Raw genomic sequence first — 16,454 nt, forward strand, 5'->3', positions numbered from 1 at the left:
ACGGCACGCGCACAAAGAAGCGGCCCGCCCGGAATATTCCGGGGAGGCCGCTTCTTCGTTCTTGCGGCGGTGCTACTTCTCCGGCGTGCCGGCCTCCGCGCGGATCTCCGGGTCGGGATCCACACTGTCGTCCGCAGCGGCTTCGTTCTTGGCAGAGAGTCCGCGACGACGGCGGGTAGGCCACGTGAAGATGAGTGTCAGCAGTGCCGTGATGAAGACCAAGGCGCCGATCGCAATTCCGGAGTCCATCCAGTACTGTCCCGGGAACAAGCGGATCAACGTGTCGTCGAGTGCAAAGGTCCAGGTGCCGTTGGCGAAGAAGATGTGGTGGAAGTCCGTGAAGAACTGCTGCCAGCCCAGTCCCGCAAGCGTGCCCAGTCCCAGGATGAGGACCAAGGTGACGATCGAACCGGCAAAGAGTCCGCGGCGGATCCCGCCCGTGCTTCGTTTGCGCAGATAGATCATCGCGATGATGCCAATGATGATCATGAGGGCGCCGGCGCCGAATGCGGAGAGCATCACGGTCTTGACATCGGCCATGTGGGAAACTTCGCCCTCCTTGAACAGCTTCTCGCCGTTATGGTTGACGAGCTCGCCCAAGTAGCGCGGCCCGGACCAGTTGCTGAGATAGTCCAGGGCATAGGAACCATACGTCATCCGGTCATCGGCATTGAAGCCATAGCCGTCTCCGGGGAAGCCCGGACGGTAATACTCCACCCACAGGAACAACGGGCTCGCGACGGCGCGGATTGCCAGCACCAGGAGGACCACCGGGTAGAAGGCGGCGAGCAGGACCTGGAAAATGCGGGGCGCCAGAGGCTTGGTTTTGGCGGCCAGCTCCCGCTCGTGGTTGCGGCGTTCCACCTCGGCTTCCGGCGGGCGGACCTGAAGGGCCGACGTCGGCAGAGGCTCAGCGAAGAGGGCCGGTTCCGGCCCGGCCTCCGCAGCCTCGGCGGCTTTGCGGTCTGCCCGGCTCTCCGGCTGTTGTGCTGCGACGGGCCGTTCAGCGAGAGGCCGTGCAGCTTCGCCTGCAACTGCGCCTGACGCGGACCCGGCTCCCTGTTTGCCTTCTTCTGGCACGCGCTTCGCCGAAGAGTCCCGGGCTGCGTCAGCGGCCCCTGCCGGGCGTACGTCAGCGGCCGCGGACTTGGGGGCGGGCTTCATCCATTCGAAGGCCGGCTCGTCGCCGTCGTCGTGGATATCCGCGTCCGGGTCTTTGGGGATCGGGCTCTTCTCGGTCACTTGGATTCACTTCCGTAGGATTCACATGCCGGAGCAGGAACGGTCCGCTGGCAATCTTCTCTGCCTTCGAGCCTACCGTCAGCCCTCGCGGAGAGACGATGAGCCACCCCGTCGAACGTCTGATTGCGGCCGGACCCGGGTGCCGTCAGGCGGCTATCTCCCGGTAACCGGCGTCGTTTGCGTCAAGGTCGCCAGTGGCGCCGGCACGGAATGCCCGCCCGCCCAGCACCAAGGCATAGACCCAGTATGCCGCGAGAACGAGCGAACCGATCAAGATCTTGGCCCACACGGGAAGCGGGCTCGGCGTCACAAACGCCTCGACGAGTCCGGAAACGAACAGGACAAGCACCAGGCCGAGGGCCACCGTGATCAGGGAACGCCCTTCTTCCGCGACTGCCTGCATTCTGCGCCGCGGACCCGGGGAAACCATGGCCCAGAAAATGCGGAGGCCGCCCGCGGAGGCAATGAAGACGGCCGTCAACTCCATGAGGCCGTGCGGGAGGATGTAGCTGAAAAATACGTCCATCTTGCCGGTGGCGGCAAACACGCCCGCTGCGACTCCCAGGCCCTGTGCATTCGCGAACAGCGTGTAGGGCACCCAGAAACCGGTGATGCCCAAGGCCACGGCCTGCGCCCCTATCCAGGCATTGTTGGTCCAGACGGCGCCGGCAAAGGACGCAGCGGGGTTCTCGGAGTAGTAGCCGACGAAGTCATGGTCGACGTATTGCTTCACGGCAGTGCTGCTTCCGAGGGCCCTCAAGGCGTCCGCAGACGTTCCGATCCAGAGGGCGTAGGCGCCGGCCACAAGGCAGAAGAAAACCCCGCACCAGACCGTGAGCCAGCGCAAGCGGTAGAACGCGGCGGGCAGTGACACCACGAAAAAGCGGGCGAGGTCTTCCATGAAATTCGACCGCGCCCCGGTGAAGCGGGTACGGGCCTGGGCGAGGGCCGCCGACAAAGAGGCGGAGAGTGCACTCTCCGGGGCCACGGACCTGATGAGGGACAGGTGTGATGACACTACTTGGTACAAACGCAGAAGCTCGTCGGCTTCACCACCGTCAAGGCGCCGTTTGTGCGCGAGTTCGTGCAAGCGGGACCATTTTGTCCCGTTCACGACAGAGAAGGCATCCATGTCCACGGCTCCACCCTAATCCCAACCCTCCCCGAACAGTCCCACATCCAAGCAGACCCCTCCTCCGCAGCCGTGGCCGCGATTAGACTCGATCCAGCGGGAGCCGTCCGGTCCTGCAGACGTCGTGGCGATGCTTGGGGGCGGGCTTGAGTTCGATCATTACCGGCGAGGCCGTGGTCCTTGAACTGCGGCCGGCATCGTTCGGGGCGAGGGCACTTGGGCTCATGCTCGACGTCGTGGCTCACGTTGTGTTGCTGTTGGGTCTGTTGATCCTGCTCAGTATGGCGGCACCCCATGTGGACGTGGCCGCGGGCCGCGCGATGGCCTTGTCCAGCGTGGTGCTGTGCCTCGTGGCGGTCCCCGTGGCGGTGGAAACGCTGAGCCGCGGCCGCTCGCTGGGCAAGCTGGCTACCGGGCTCCGGATTGTGCGCGACGACGGCGGATCCATCCGCTTCCGGCACGCAGTGATCCGTGGGTTGATCGGCTTCCTGGAGATCTACGCGACGTTCGGCGGACTGGCCATTGCCGTGGCATTGTTCAACAACAAGTCGAAGAGGCTCGGAGACGTTGTGGCCGGAACCTATTCGCTCAGGCAGCGCGTTCCCGCTGAACCCAAAATCCTCCCCTATGCCCCTCCGTACCTGCAGGCGTGGGTGCGACTCGCGGATATCGGCACGGTTCCGGACGGCATGGCGCGGCGGGCATCACAGTTCGTCCAGCAGGCCTGGCGGATGGCGCCGGACTCGCGCGCCCGCATGGCCGCGGCCCTCGCGAGCGAATTGGCGGCTTACGTCGCCCCATCGCCGCCGCCCGGAACGACGCCGGAAGACTACCTGCACGCGGTTTTGGGCGAGCGGCGAAACCGTGACCTGGAACGGCTGCGCCGCGCAGAACAACGCAGCGCCGTTGTCGGCGATCGACTCAACAGGCTTCCATTCACGCGCTAGCCGAGCGCGCGGCGCGCAGGGTGAGCCACGCCGTCGGGCATAACTGCGGCAAGTCCCGGCAGCGCTCAGCGCTTCGCGTAGCCGGCCCAGGCGATGTTCCAGTCGCCGAAGCCTTCTAGCGGTTCCACGGCGGGGGCGCCGGTGTTCAGTACCTGCACCACGTCCCCCGTACGCATGTTGTTGAAGAACCACACGGCATCGGCCGGGAGCAAGCCAACACAGCCATGCGAGACGTTGTACGCGCCGACGGCTCCGTAAGCCGATGGAAGCGCCTGGTGAACGTAGACCCCTGAGTTCGTGAGCCGGTTGGCGTGCTCGACGACGAGCGGTGCGTAGTAGCCTTTGTCACCGGGTTTGAGGCCGATGCTGCCAGCGTTGAACTTGGAGTGGCGCTCCTGCTCCATGATCACGGCGTAGCCGGTGGGCGAGAGCCAATCCGGGCTGCCGAGGGTCACGGGAGCGGTCTTGACGAGCGCGCCGTCGAAATACACCTTCATGGTCTTGGTAGCGTCGTCCACCACCGCTATCCGCTGCGGGCCTGTCGTGAACGTTGCCTTGACGTCTGAGTTGCCGATCATTCCGTTGCCGAAATCCCGGCCGAACAGAGGCATGTCCACTGTGACGCTCGTGTGGGCTGCCCAGAAGGTCTCCGGGCGGATACGAACTTTCCGGTCCGAGTACCAGCGCCAGGCCACCTTCTGGCCCGAGGAAACACTGATCTTCACGGCCTGTTCCATGGCGGCTTTGTCCGCCACGGGCTCGCTGAAGTTGATTTCGATGGGCTGGCCCGAACCCACGACGGCACCGTGGTTGGGAAACACCATGGCGTTGGCCTCGTTGGGCGTGGAAACCGTGGTGAAGGATTGGGTCTTCCGGGTTTCCCGGCCCGCGGCGTCAACAACGGTGAAGCCAAAACGGTACTCAATGTTGAACCCCAAAGGATCCACCGTGGCCCAGGTGCTGCCGTCGGCGCTGATGGCTCCCTTGACGGCCCTGCCGCCCGTGGCCGGGACAAGTTCAATGTCCTTCAGCGTGCCGTGCACGGCCTTCACAGATGGCCCGACGGCGGGATTGACTTCGCGGGCACCGTCAAGGGGCGTAATTCCCAGTTCCACTGCCTTGACGACGGCGGACCCCAGTCCGACATCCGTGCGTTGCGGCGATCCCGCTTCTGATTCGACTGCCGTTTGCAGCAAATCCGGGGCGGTCGCAACACCGATCCCTCCGGCCGCAACAGCGGCACACATCCCCATGATTCCGAGAATCTTCCCGGCTTTGCGCTTCCTTTGCGACGCCACAGCAACTCCACATCCCCCGGCAGAAAGCCAGCCCCCAAGACTGACCCGCCAAGTCTACCGGTGGTACTGATGCGTCCCGGACAGTGCCGAAAGGCGCGCCCTGTCAGCTGGCGTATTGCTCAATTGGCGTATTGGGCCCAAGGGATGTTCCAGTCGCCAAAGCCGTCGTCGAAGTTGGCGTAGTCACCCTGGGTATTGACCACCTGGACGACGTCCCCGGTTGTCATGTTGTCGAACACCCATTTCGCACCGTCGGGTCCTAGTCCGATGCAGCCGTGGGAGAGGTTCGTGACACCGATGTACGGCAGGGCAGAGTCGGTAGCCTGGTGGATGAACTCGCCGCTGGGTGTCAGGCGCGTGGCGTAGTTGACGTCAAGCTGTCCGTAGTAGGCCGGATCCCCCGGCTTGAGGCCGATGGTCGAGGCGTCCATGTGCTCTACCCGGTACTTTTCCATGAGCACCAAGTAGCCGCGCGCGGAAGGGAACCTCGTGTCGCCCATGGTGTCCGGCCACTCGCCCACTTGCTGATCGTTGACACTGACCGTGAACGTGTGCGCAACCGCGTCGGCCACCGCCACCTTCTTATCGCCGATCTTGAAGGTGTTCGTCTTGTTGAAGTTGCCGATCTGTCCATTGCCGAAGTCCACCCCGAACAGCTTGAGGTCCACGGTGATGGTGCTGTTCGCCGCCCAGAAGTTCTCCGGACGGTAACGCACCATGGTGTCGCTGAACCAGTGGAAGGCCCCGACCTGGCCCGACGTGGAGGTCACCTTGATGGCCTTCTCGACGGCGGCTTTGTTGACCACGGGTTCACTGAACGTGAGCTGCAGCGACTGCGCCACGCCTACCTTCGCCCCGTCCAGGGGGTACATGGCGGCGTCGGCCTCGTTCTGCGTGGAAACCGTCGTGAAAGATCCAGTCTTCGACATTAGGCGTCCGGCCGCATCCGCAACGGTGTAATTGAAGGTGTAGGAGGAGTTGAACTCGAGGGGCGTGGATGCGGTCCAGCTCAGTCCATCCGGGGTCAACGCACCATCAACGGTCTTCCCTTGGGCGCTCGTCAGGGAGACCCTGTCCAGGGTTCCGTCCTTGACGCTGATCGTGACGGGCGCAGCCGGGTTCACCTGTTTGGCCCCGCTCGCAGGCGAGGCAACAACCGTGGCAGGCTTCACGACGGGCAGCACTGCTGCCGCCTCGCTGCGTTCACCTGATGATCCCTCGGACTCGATTGCTGCGCTGGCCGCATGCGGGGCCACTGCGGCGAACGTGCCGCTGAGCGCGGCAATGAGGCAGACAACCACGATCCAGGCGACCTTGCGGAACCGGCTTCGCTTCGTCGGCGTCGTGTCCAAGTGCGAGGTGTCCAAGTGCCGGGCACCGCCACTGTCCTGCTCAACGTCGAAGAGCCGCGCAGCGCCCACATGCTCGAAAGTGTCCGCTTGCTCGCCGTCGGGATTAAGACCCATTCCTGTTTTCTCCAAAACTCACGCCCCCAAAAACTCACGCCCCACAGCGGCATCCTAAAGGGTGCGGCTTGATATTGGCTGGGAGCCCGCCTCGGCGCGCCCCAGCCGGTGTACTCAGTACCGGTAGTGTTCCGGCTTGTACGGCCCGGCAACGTCAAGGTCCAGGTATTCCGCCTGTTCCTTGCTGAGCTCGGTTAGTTCCACGCCCAAAGCATCCAGGTGCAGTCGGGCGACCTTCTCATCGAGGATCTTGGGCAGCACGTAGACCTGCTTTGAGTATTCTCGCTCGGCCTCCGGCTGGTCCTTCTTGGTCCACAGCTCGATCTGGGCGATCGTCTGGTTCGCGAAGGAGTTGCTCATCACGAACGAGGGGTGGCCGGTCGCGTTGCCCAGGTTCAGGAGGCGGCCCTCGGACAGCACGATGATCGATCGCTCTTCGCGGCCGTCGGCCGCGGGGAACACCCACTCGTGCACCTGCGGCTTGATTTCCACCTTCTGGACGCCGGCGACCTTTGCCAGTCCGGCCATGTCGATCTCGTTGTCGAAGTGGCCGATGTTGCCCACGATCGCCTTGTTCTTCATGCGGAGCATGTCGGAGGCCATGATGACGTCCTTGTTGCCGGTGGTCGTGATGAAGATGTCGCCCTGCTCCAAGACCGAATCGAGCTTGGCCACCTGATAGCCGTCCATGGCTGCCTGGAGTGCGCAGATGGGGTCGATCTCCGTCACGATCACGCGCGAACCCTGGCCGCGGAGCGCCTCAGCGGCGCCCTTGCCGACGTCGCCATAACCGCAGACAACGGCGACCTTGCCGCCCATGAGGACATCGGTGGCGCGGTTGAGGCCGTCCGGCAGGGAGTGGCGGATGCCGTACTTGTTGTCGAATTTGCTCTTGGTCACCGAGTCGTTGACGTTGATGGCCGGGAACAGGAGCTTGCCCTGTTCGGCGAGCTGGTAGAGACGGTGCACGCCCGTGGTGGTTTCCTCGCTCACGCCACGGATGCCGGCCGCGATGCGGGTCCACTTCTTCGGGTCGGCGGCAAGGCTCTTCCGCAACACGTCCAGGACGAGTGCATACTCTTCGGGATCGCTTTCCGTGGCCGTCGGCACGGCGCCTGCGGCTTCGAATTCGACGCCCTGGTGGACCAGCAGCGTGGCGTCGCCGCCGTCGTCGAGGATCATGTTGGGGCCCAACTCAGGGTCGGCGTCCGCGCCCGGCCAGCTGAGGATCTGCTCGGCGGTCCACCAGTATTCGTCGAGGGTCTCGCCCTTCCAGGCGAACACGGGAACACCCTGGGGATCCTCGACGGTTCCCTTGCCGACCACGACGGCGGCAGCGGCCTCGTCCTGCGTGGAGAAGATGTTGCACGAGGCCCAGCGGACCTCGGCACCGAGGGCTGTCAGCGTCTCGATGAGCACCGCGGTCTGCACCGTCATGTGCAGGGATCCCGCAATGCGTGCGCCCTTGAGCGGCTGGCTCGGACCGAACTCTGCGCGCAACGACATGAGGCCAGGCATTTCGTGCTCGGCCAGGCGAATCTGGTGGCGCCCCGCTTCAGCCAGGGAGATGTCTGCAACCTTGTAGTCGAAAGTCATGGAAGTCCTTTGGAAGTACCGGATGGTCGAGTCAGGGGGGCTCAGGCGTGGCGGGGGCCGACGTGCTGGTCTGCGTCGTGCTGGTCTGAGGCCGCGGCGTTGGCGGCTGCCAGCAGTTCCGGGGGCAGCAGCAAAGGGATTCCGTCCTGGATGGCATAGCGGAGCTTCTCACCCGAGGCGGAAGCGGCCGTCGTGACAAGTTCCTCGCCGTCCTGCTCCAGCGGGGACCCGGTGACAGGGCACCGCAGGATGGACAACAATTCAGGACTGACCTTTGGCATGGTTGAAGCTCCCTGGATGGCATCTCGCGGACGCCGCTGTGGACAGATATGGCAGTTTCCAGAGTACAACCCTGCGGCGCAGCGCACGGTGTCACAAAGCTTGTCATCCGGGGAGCGGCGACACATAAGGCGAGACACAGGGTAGTACACAGGGCAGGGGACGCGCAGTGACTGTCGTCGGGGGGTCAGGAAGGATCGCGCAGGATGCGCAGGTGGCGCCTGGTCCCCTCTGCAGGGGCCGGTCCGTCAAAGGGTGTGCGGACGGCGCGTTGTTCCGGCGCGGCCGGGGCCGACGCGGCTTCACGCACGGCGTTCGCCAGGGCAAGGAGATCGTCCGGCCCGGGCTGAGGCGGCGAGGACGGCATGGCGAGCCTCATGACCTCCCAGCCCCGCGGCACAGTCAGCGATTCCGCATGCTGCCCACACAGATCGTAGGAATGCGGCTCGGCATAGGTGGCCAGCGGACCCAGCACCGCCGTGGACTCGGCGTAAACGTACGTCAAAGTAGCCACCGCGGATTGGCGGCAGGCTGATCTGGAACACTGACGGATTGCACCCACAACATCCCAGATTAGCCGCACTTCCCCGCGGCGCGGTGCATTGCCCCTTTGCGCGCATTATGTCGCGTTGGCGGAATCACGGGTCTAAAGTCGATATATGCAGTCACAGCACCACGTTCCGGGCTTCACAGTCCATTTGTCCGACACCGGGGACAGCCAGGAAACGACGGCGGCGGCCACGTCCGCACGCGGCTTCAGGGAGCGCCGCAGGAACCGCCACGGGCGGGGGTTGCGCGGGGAAATCATCCTTCCCAACCTTCCCGGCTACCGGACGCGTGCCGAGAGGTTCGACGACCTCGTGCTCGATTCCGCGGAGCGGCTGCAGGATATGTGGGGCAAACGGCTCGACGGCGTGGCGTTCGCCGTCGACGAGATCCCGCCGAACCTTGAGCAACTGGTGGCAGAGGGAACCGCGGCGCCGCTGGGCTCATACACCCCGGCAGCCCACGGCGCAGGACCCGTCATCACGATCTATCGGCGCGTCGTCGAGCACACCACCGGCGGCCGCGAGGACCTTCAGGACCTGGTGCACGACGTCGTCGTCGAGTACACCGCCGAGATGCTCGGAGTGCCGCCGGAGACCCTGGACCCCGTTTACCGCCGTCGTTATCAGTAACCGAGCGTGACCTGTACTTTTTCGTGGCCCGCAGCGCCATCCTGGATGGTCAGGACCGAAACGCCGGGTTGATCGCCCTGGCCGAGGACGAGCGCACCGTAGGCAGCGTCCCCTGACGCCGACACGATGTAGCCCGAGACTGCGGCGCCGTCGGACTTGTCCGGAACGCCGATGACCGATGTGGTCCCTCCGGCGATGTCGACCGTTTGGGTCTTGTGTACCTTGCCGTCAGAGGTAACCGGCGAGTAGCTGACCGTGGCCCGGCCCGCCGGCACGCCGAAGCTGAGGAACCGGGTTCCGCCTTGGGGCACCGCCATCACATGCTGGCTACCCAAGCGGACTGCTGCCGGAGACCAGGCGAAATCAACGGGATCCTCGGCCTTGAGCCCCCGCGTTACGCGGGAGGACGCTGCGAAGGAAACATCCGAAGTCGCGCTGACGGTATACATGCCGGCCGGGACGCCCGTGAGCGGAACTTCGGTAACCGAACCGGCTTTGGCGGTCACCGCTCCCCCGCCGGGCAAGGCACGCTGGCCGTTCGGCCCGAACAAACGCACGTCCACGACGGCGTCCACCGGACCGGGGACGGTGATCTGCAAGGCCGGAACGACGTCGGCAAAACCGGGCTTGTCAGCGAGTGACTTCACGGCTGCCGGGTCCTGGACATCCACCCCGGTCATGACCTGGGCATCGGCTGCGCCGGCACCGGGAGTAATGAGCTCGACACCACCGGCGGTGAGGCCCCGGAGGACGCTCTGCTGGATGGTTGCCGCGACGGGGCCGCCGCTGCTGCGCAGATGCACCGAGAGCTGGCCCTCGTTCGGGGCCAGTCCGGCCAAGTTGATGGATCGGGTGGCTCCAGGCGAAACCAGCAAGCCACGGCTGTCCGGGGCTTGGAGCTGTCCATGGGCACCGAACAACTCGAGATTCACCGTAGCCGGTGTGCCCGAGGCATTGCTGATATTCAAAACCGCCGTTCGCCCCAGCGCGGTGTTTGCTCCAAGGAGCCATGCATCGTTGATCGGCTGCTGGCAGGGTGCCGCCGCCAGCCCGCGGAGGTCGCCGTCGCTCGCGGTGTAGCTCATCAAGCCCGCCACCGCGGCCTTCTGGCCACTGATGGGATCGGCGCCTACCACGGTGACCTCGCCCGCGGGCCTCTGGGCCACGACGCCGGCGTTCAGCACGGGAGGCCCCGACGCCGGGGCTTGGGCGGCAGCCGGGGGCTTGGCAATGTCGGCTATCGCGGAGCCCCCGAGCGAGGCGAGGTTGCTCCCCGGGACGGATCCGGCGGCGTCGCTGAGCACCACCGCATCCAGGAAGCTCTTTGCCGAACGCGAAACCGGGCTGAACTGGCTGTCGGTGCCCGCGGCGGTTCCTTCTGCAAGACGGGGAGGCGCCGGACACACTGCGGTTGTCTTGCCCGCCGGGACATCCGCAAGGGACATGTCCAGCGTTTTGCTTCCCGACGGGGACGGCAGGATGGATGCTGCCGACACCATTCCGGCCCCTGCAGCGAGGAGCAACGTCGCGGAAAGAGCTCCCAACACAACGGCTTTGTTCTTGTTCTGGCCTTTGTTCTGGTTCTGGGCTTTGCGCTGGCCGCGCTTCCCTGACCCCGCTCTGAGCTCGGGTGCCGGGCCTTGGTTGTCAGACACTGCTGTACTCCTTACGGAGGGAGTTTTGTTCCTTCAGGAGGCCGGCTTTCGGCCTGCGGGCAGGCATGGGGATGGCCAGCAGGACGGTCAAGCCAATCACTACGCCCTGCAGAATGCTGAGCCAAGGCTCCCACACTGTGGTGTAGCGGATCTCGATCTGGCCGCCTGTGGACGGCAAGGTGAAAGCTTGGGCCCATCCGGACGTCGTCGGGCTCAGTTGGCGGCCATCCAACCAAGCGCCCCAACCGGCGTCTGCCCGCTCAGCGAGCACTACCAGGCGTCCGTCCCCGCCCGCCGGGATGTCGCCGGCGGCAGAGGTTCCGAGGGAGGGCAAGAGGGCAACCACGGCACCCTTGGCATCCACCACCCTGACGGGGTGTGCCGTCTCGGCGTCGGCTGCGGCGGCTTGGTTGAGCGGCGTGACCCTCCAGAGCCACCCGGAATCGGTCTTTCCCACAGCCACCAGGCCGGGAACGGAATCGATCCTGTTGGCCGTCAGCTGGGCAGCGGTGTCGGCTGACTTGAGAACCACGAATCCGGCACCGAGTTGCTCAAGGCCTGGCCGGGGATCGACGCCTGTTCCCGCGACAATCGTCGCTACGGCGTTCCGGATGGACGCGGTAGCGTCGTCGTCGGCCGCGAGGCGTTCCTGTCCGGGTGAACCCACGATGGACCGGCCCGCGGCGACAGTGGAGAGCGAGTCCAATGTCGTCCCGGCGCCGCGCATGAGGGATGACGTGTAGCCACCGTTCTCACCGGCGGTGATGACCAGGGTACGGGTCTGTTCCGGCCCTTGGCCGTGGTCGACGGCGGTGGCCGGCAAGGTGCCTTGCCCTGAGGGCTGGACCAGGCGCGGCGTGCCAAGCGCGCCGCTGGAAGGAGGGGAAGTGTCCGCGCTGGCCAGGACATTCTGGGTTGCCCACAGCCCCATGCTGGCCAGGGGTCCGGCAATGAGGAGAAGCGTTGCTACAGCGGAAACGGTTCGCACTGCCGCGCGCTGGACCGTGCGGCCGTCTTCCGCCTTGGCTTTGAGCCGGAGGAGGTTATCGGCGCCGATCAGCGCCGCTCCCAGGAACGCGAACCCGGCGGCGGAAACTGCCGGCCCCGTGAAAGGTGCCACGAGCAGGTTGCCGTCGACACCCGTTGCCACATGTCCGGCGAGCCACGCCCAGGCAAGGAGCAAAAGGGCCCCTGCCCAGAGGAAACGCGTGACGCGCGACCGCCTTCCGGGCACGAAGAGCGCGGCAATGGACAAGAGTAGCACCGGGGCACCGAGCAGCAGGGCAAACGCCAGCGCCCACGGAATACCCGACGGGCCGAATAGTGCCAAGCCCGCCAATCCGCCGTTGACGTCGAACTTCAAGGGTTGGCCGAGCAATTGCTGCCACAAAGGTGCGGCTTCGAACCCCAGCGGGAGGCCTGGATCCGCCAGCAGGGTGCGGGGCCGTTCAAGGACCGAGAGGACGTACGGCGCAAAGAGCGCGGCGCTCGGAAGGAGTGACCACCAAATGGTCCGGCCGCGCCGCCCCAAGGCGATGCCGCAAAAAACAATGAGTACTGCAAAGGGGGGCAGCAGGGACGGCGCAGAAGCCGTCACGACTGCGAGCATCAGGCCCGCCGCGGCAGCAGCCGTCCACGACGGAGTGCCGTTGACGCCCGGCTTCCCCGTCACCAGCTTGGCTGCGGCGTAGCCGGATGGCTGGATCCGATCGTGATTCAGTTGTCGGTCCAACGCAGTGTCCCGCCCCAGGGCCGATCCAGTGGCCCGGAAGAGGGCCAGCACCAGCAGCGGCATCGCCACGTGGGCCAGGAGGGCTCCGGCCCTTCCTTGGTTCAAGGCGACTTGAAGGGCCGGCGCTCCGGCCCAGATCAGCGCGGCAATGAACCGGTAGCGGCGCAGCGTGGTCATCGCGCCCGCGGCAAACCAGGCGCCCAGGCCGGACAGCGGCATGGCGAGCAACAACAGCCACACGATGGCTGTGCCGGAGGCGCCTCCTCCGAGCAATGACACGAGCCACAGGATGTAGGCGAAGGGATCCCCGTGTCCGGGCAAGCCTGCACCCAGGCCGATCCACCACGTGGACGCAGACCGCCAGATGTCACCTGCGGCGGACAACGGCAAGAGGCCTCCGCCCGTTATCCCGCTTGCCCCCAGGAGCCCTAACAGCCCCACGATGGAAGCGGCCAGCGCAACAAATCCGGCGGCCACCGCGCCCGTGCCGATCCAACCCCGCTCATTCGTCGCGAGGGCCACGAAATCGTCGCCGGCGTCGCCGCTCGGTTCCGGAGCCAGCGAATCCGTCTCCTGGAATTCGTCTGCGCCAATCGCCTCGACGAGGGACCGGCGGTGGGCCCAAACCTCGCGGCGCGGAGTCTGGAGACCTTTGACCATTGACCGCGGCACGCGTCGCGTCCGTGCCGCGTTCAGCCTGGAGCGCCGAATCGCCCCGGGACGGCCGAGCGCCGCAACGGTGGCGCCGAGCTGGGAAATCCCGTGACCGGGCTCTTTGACCAGGATGCTCAAGATGAGTCTGACCATGCTCCCGAGCAACGCGCCGAACGCGTGCAGCGGAACCTTCCACGGCGAAGCATGGGTGAGCCTCAAATGGACTTGGCTCTTGCGTGCGGCCGCAGGTGTCGCCAGGCTGTGGGGTCGGTGCTCCACATGGAACATGCGCGCCGCCGGAACCACCACGACCCTGTTGCCCGCAAGCCAGTTGCGCCAGCAGAAATCGACGTCGTCTCCCACTCCCGGAAGCGCGGGGTCGAAGCCGCCCAGCTGCTCCCAGGCATCGCGGCGGATCAGCATGCCTGCGGAATTCACGGCGAAAGTGTCCGTGCGCCCGTCGTACTGACCCTGGTCGAGCTCGTCGGCTTCAATGAGCGTCAGCCGTTCGGCCCATCGGCTTGTGGACAGGCCGGCGTCGATGAGCCTGCGTTCCGCATTCCAGGCCAGCTGCTTGCAACCGGCGACAGTGACCGAAGGGGCGCGCTCGACTGCCTGGAGCAGCTCGGCGAGTGCATCCGGAGCAGGAGCGGCGTCGTCGTGCAACAACCAGATCCACTCCACGGCTCCTGGCTCCTGCGAACGTGGCGCCGAACGGGCCAGGCCGGCCATGACGGCCGCACCGAAACCTGCTTTGTGTTCGCCTGTGGCGGTGACATTGGCCTTGCCGAGGGCCCGCTGCAGCAATGCGGCGGACTTGTCGCGGGAGCCCGTATCAATGCCAATGGCGGCATCTGCCGGACGCGTCTGGTCCAGCAGAGCCGCCAGGGTTCTGGGGAGATAGTTACCGCCGTCGTGCGAGACGACGACGGCGGTAACGTGTACTGCCTTGAGAATCAGACCGCTCGCTTCCTCAGCCTGCGGCGTTCACGCTCGGAGAGCCCGCCCCAGATACCAAAACGTTCATCGTTGGCGAGTGCGTATTCAAGGCACTGCGAACGGACATTGCACGCACCGCAAACCTTTTTGGCATCCCGGGTGGAACCGCCCTTCTCGGGGAAGAACGCCTCCGGGTCCGTCTGGGCGCACAAGGCGTCCGTCTGCCAGCCAAGTTCGCCTTCGTCGTCGAAGTCCCCCTGGCGCGGAAGCCCGATCCATACCGGCTGTGCCGGGTTGTCGAGCGGACGGCGCAGCTCCATGGGAGGATCGTCGAGATCGTCCTCCGGATCTGCCGGCGCGCCTCCCACAAGAGCCTCGTGGGCAGCAAGAAAGGCTGTTGCCTCGTCTTCCAGCGACTCCCGAGTGGTCTCTATATAGCGGTCCGCCGCCTGCGGATCTGCCGGGTCAACATACCAATCCCCCGGAACTTCGCGCGACCGGTACTTCACCGACGCATATTCCGCGACGACTGCATCTTCCTGGATACGCAACGCTTGCCCCATGGCGTCCCTCCTGATGTGTGCAGCTGCTGCCGTGCTCATTCGGTACTCGGTTATGTACCCGATACTCCCGCAGCGGCGTTCGATATCTAATTACACGTGTGTAACTACCGTGCCGTCAAGCCACGCCGGGATAATAATCAACTTTCCGTACTAACTGCGGTCACGCCACGCCCGCGATTTTTTCGCACCATCCGCGCGCCTCCGCGGAAAACGGAAGCATCGACTCACTTAAAATGTATTTTCATTGAATTTCGGGGAAATTGATTGCCCCTTGGAACGTCGCGCCGTCGCCGCCGCCCAGCCCCATGTGGTGTAACTCACATGCTCCAGCGGCGGGCCGCGCGCCTCGTGGCAAGATGTAGCCATGAGCACCCCCGCGATGAACCTGATGGCAGCCCTGCGTTCCGGACACGCCACATCCCCCCGACTGACCTGGTACGGACCGGACGCCGAACGGGTGGAGCTTTCAGGCCGGGTCCTGGACAATTGGGTGGCCAAGACCAGCAACCTGCTTCAGGACGAGTTCGACGCCGAACCGGGCATGAGCCTTCGCCTGGACCTGCCGGCCCATTGGAAGTCCCTCGTGTGGGCGCTGGCCGGGTGGCAGCTGGGGATGGAGCTGGTGCTCGACGGCGGCAGCGCCGACCTGCTTGTCACGGACACCCCCGACGTCGGTGCGGGAGCCGGCTTCGACGCCGTCGTTGCCGTGCCGCTCGCTGCACTCGCAATGCGCTGGCCGGGAGAACTGCCGGTCGGCGTCGTCGACTACGCGGCTGAGGTGCGCTCCCACGGTGACGTGTTCATGGCGCACGCCGAACCGGACGCGGCAATGCCGGCCCTGCGCCGCCTCGAAACCGGACACTCGCACGCGGAGTTGCTAGACGGATTCGCCAAGGAACACGACGCGGGCGTGCGCCTGCTGGTACGCGCGGCCGACGGTTTGGAGTCGGCCCTCGCCGACGCACTGGGTGCGTGGAACAAAGACGGTTCAGTTGTCCTCGTGCACCCGGAGGTTGACGTCACCCAGCACCTGCTGGACAACGAGCGCGTCAGCGGCGCTTGACCGCGCCTTCGCCCTCATCGGAGTCAGCCGCGGTGCTAGCGGAATGCATGGCCTTGGCCTTGGCCTTGTGGTGGGCTTCGATGATCTCGTGGTCATGCGAGAAGGCCGGCTCTTCGTCGAGTTCCTTGTTGAACACCAGGAAGCGGTAAGCGAAGAACCGCACTACGGTGGCGACGAGGATGCCGACGATCCCGGCAGCGAACAGGACGTTCTTGTCCTGGATGTTCATGCCGTATTTGGCGATGGCGGTCAGGCCTGTGGAGATTCCGATGCCAATGCCGTTGATGATGACGAACATGACGAACTCGCGCACCACGTTCGCCTGGCGGCGGTGGCGGAATGTCCAGAAACGGTTGGCGATCCAGGAGAACACGGTGGCCACGGTGGCGCCGACGAAACGGGCCTTGGCCTCACTGTCCGTCATCGGGCCGTGCATGAGATAGTAGGTCAAGCCGTTATCTATGACGAACGCAACACCGCCTACAGCGCCAAACTTCGCTACTTCGCGCCAAAAGAGCGAGGCGAGCCCGCGGATGCGATCTGCAAGTGTGTTGATCATGACCCTCCATGGCCGTTGTTCTAGGGGGCCGATGGGCCGAAGGCTCCATTTTAGCTCCGATTCCTTGGAGCTTGCCGAATTATTCCGCGCCGGCGGCCGCGAGCCGGGTTCCCAGGACCCGGCGGCGAGCAGAATCTGGGAACCAGCTGCT

General features: G+C 65.3%; 14 protein-coding genes. 3 read left to right on the forward strand and 11 right to left on the reverse strand.

What is annotated here, in order from left to right:
• Positions 1–72 precede the first annotated feature (72 nt).
• Entirely contained in the window at positions 73–1,242 is a 1,170-nt protein-coding gene (locus ACSVHC_RS04385; protein ID WP_437772916.1) for a TIGR01906 family membrane protein, read from the reverse strand.
• Between the two features lie 145 nt (positions 1,243–1,387).
• Positions 1,388–2,380, reverse strand: coding sequence for a stage II sporulation protein M (locus tag ACSVHC_RS04390; protein WP_437772915.1), 993 nt, complete (start codon positions 2,378–2,380; stop codon positions 1,388–1,390).
• Between the two features lie 140 nt (positions 2,381–2,520).
• Between ACSVHC_RS04390 and ACSVHC_RS04395 the strand changes: the two genes are divergently transcribed.
• Entirely contained in the window at positions 2,521–3,321 is an 801-nt protein-coding gene (locus ACSVHC_RS04395; RefSeq protein WP_437772914.1) for an RDD family protein, read from the forward strand.
• A 65-nt stretch (positions 3,322–3,386) separates the two neighbouring features.
• Here the strand turns inward: ACSVHC_RS04395 and ACSVHC_RS04400 are convergent, their stop codons facing one another.
• The 5 genes from ACSVHC_RS04400 to ACSVHC_RS04420 all read right to left on the reverse strand — a co-directional run bounded on the left by ACSVHC_RS04400 (position 3,387) and on the right by ACSVHC_RS04420 (position 8,522).
• Positions 3,387–4,619, reverse strand: coding sequence for a L,D-transpeptidase (locus tag ACSVHC_RS04400; protein WP_437772913.1), 1,233 nt, complete (start codon positions 4,617–4,619; stop codon positions 3,387–3,389).
• 119 nt (positions 4,620–4,738) lie between these two features.
• Positions 4,739–6,085: a L,D-transpeptidase gene (locus ACSVHC_RS04405; protein WP_437772912.1), complete on the reverse strand. Its 1,347-nt coding sequence runs from the start codon at positions 6,083–6,085 to the stop codon at positions 4,739–4,741.
• A gap of 114 nt (positions 6,086–6,199) precedes the next feature.
• Positions 6,200–7,681, reverse strand: coding sequence for an adenosylhomocysteinase (gene ahcY, locus ACSVHC_RS04410; RefSeq protein WP_437772911.1), 1,482 nt, complete (start codon positions 7,679–7,681; stop codon positions 6,200–6,202).
• Positions 7,682–7,722: 41 nt separating this feature from the next.
• Positions 7,723–7,962, reverse strand: coding sequence for a Trm112 family protein (locus ACSVHC_RS04415; RefSeq protein ID WP_437772910.1), 240 nt, complete (start codon positions 7,960–7,962; stop codon positions 7,723–7,725).
• 185 nt (positions 7,963–8,147) lie between these two features.
• Positions 8,148–8,522 carry a DUF3499 domain-containing protein gene (locus ACSVHC_RS04420; protein ID WP_437772909.1) on the reverse strand — a complete coding sequence of 125 codons (375 nt, stop codon included), beginning with the start codon at positions 8,520–8,522 and terminating at the stop codon, positions 8,148–8,150.
• A gap of 97 nt (positions 8,523–8,619) precedes the next feature.
• Between ACSVHC_RS04420 and ACSVHC_RS04425 the strand changes: the two genes are divergently transcribed.
• Positions 8,620–9,138: a metallopeptidase family protein gene (locus ACSVHC_RS04425; RefSeq protein WP_437772908.1), complete on the forward strand. Its 519-nt coding sequence runs from the start codon at positions 8,620–8,622 to the stop codon at positions 9,136–9,138.
• On the opposite strand, the gene ACSVHC_RS04430 is transcribed toward ACSVHC_RS04425, so the two are convergent.
• From ACSVHC_RS04430 to ACSVHC_RS04440, 3 genes are read right to left on the reverse strand one after another with little or no spacing between them, the layout of a single operon-like run.
• Positions 9,132–10,793: a DUF5719 family protein gene (locus ACSVHC_RS04430; protein ID WP_439180617.1), complete on the reverse strand. Its 1,662-nt coding sequence runs from the start codon at positions 10,791–10,793 to the stop codon at positions 9,132–9,134. The two genes, ACSVHC_RS04425 and ACSVHC_RS04430, sit on opposite strands and share 7 nt — an antisense overlap.
• Complete coding sequence (locus ACSVHC_RS04435; protein ID WP_439181372.1) at positions 10,786–14,136, reverse strand: glycosyltransferase; 3,351 nt, start codon at positions 14,134–14,136, stop codon at positions 10,786–10,788. The genes ACSVHC_RS04430 and ACSVHC_RS04435 overlap by 8 nt, the downstream gene beginning before the upstream one ends.
• Positions 14,136–14,681, reverse strand: coding sequence for a WhiB family transcriptional regulator (locus ACSVHC_RS04440; RefSeq protein ID WP_236818426.1), 546 nt, complete (start codon positions 14,679–14,681; stop codon positions 14,136–14,138). The genes ACSVHC_RS04435 and ACSVHC_RS04440 overlap by 1 nt, the downstream gene beginning before the upstream one ends.
• 364 nt (positions 14,682–15,045) lie before the next feature.
• Between ACSVHC_RS04440 and ACSVHC_RS04445 the strand changes: the two genes are divergently transcribed.
• Positions 15,046–15,744 carry a TIGR03089 family protein gene (locus tag ACSVHC_RS04445; RefSeq protein WP_437772905.1) on the forward strand — a complete coding sequence of 233 codons (699 nt, stop codon included), beginning with the start codon at positions 15,046–15,048 and terminating at the stop codon, positions 15,742–15,744.
• Here the strand turns inward: ACSVHC_RS04445 and ACSVHC_RS04450 are convergent.
• Positions 15,731–16,303 (reverse strand): GtrA family protein, encoded by a 573-nt coding sequence (locus tag ACSVHC_RS04450; RefSeq protein WP_437772904.1) that lies wholly within the window; start codon positions 16,301–16,303, stop codon positions 15,731–15,733. The two genes, ACSVHC_RS04445 and ACSVHC_RS04450, sit on opposite strands and share 14 nt — an antisense overlap.
• Positions 16,304–16,454: the final 151 nt, after the last annotated feature.

The organism is Arthrobacter sp. KNU-44, from assembly GCF_051843155.1.
Taxonomy (GTDB): domain Bacteria; phylum Actinomycetota; class Actinomycetes; order Actinomycetales; family Micrococcaceae; genus Arthrobacter.

Excerpts from the sequence above, each read along its gene's own strand:
- ahcY (WP_437772911.1), bottom strand. The coding sequence starts at position 7,681 with ATGACTTTCGACTACAAGGTTGCAGACATCTCCCTGGCTGAAGCGGGG.
- ACSVHC_RS04440 (WP_236818426.1), bottom strand. The coding sequence starts at position 14,681 with ATGGGGCAAGCGTTGCGTATCCAGGAAGATGCAGTCGTCGCGGAATAT.
- ACSVHC_RS04445 (WP_437772905.1), top strand. The coding sequence starts at position 15,046 with ATGAGCACCCCCGCGATGAACCTGATGGCAGCCCTGCGTTCCGGACAC.
- ACSVHC_RS04425 (WP_437772908.1), top strand. The coding sequence starts at position 8,620 with ATGCAGTCACAGCACCACGTTCCGGGCTTCACAGTCCATTTGTCCGAC.
- ACSVHC_RS04405 (WP_437772912.1), bottom strand. The coding sequence starts at position 6,085 with ATGGGTCTTAATCCCGACGGCGAGCAAGCGGACACTTTCGAGCATGTG.
- ACSVHC_RS04415 (WP_437772910.1), bottom strand. The coding sequence starts at position 7,962 with ATGCCAAAGGTCAGTCCTGAATTGTTGTCCATCCTGCGGTGCCCTGTC.
- ACSVHC_RS04450 (WP_437772904.1), bottom strand. The coding sequence starts at position 16,303 with ATGATCAACACACTTGCAGATCGCATCCGCGGGCTCGCCTCGCTCTTT.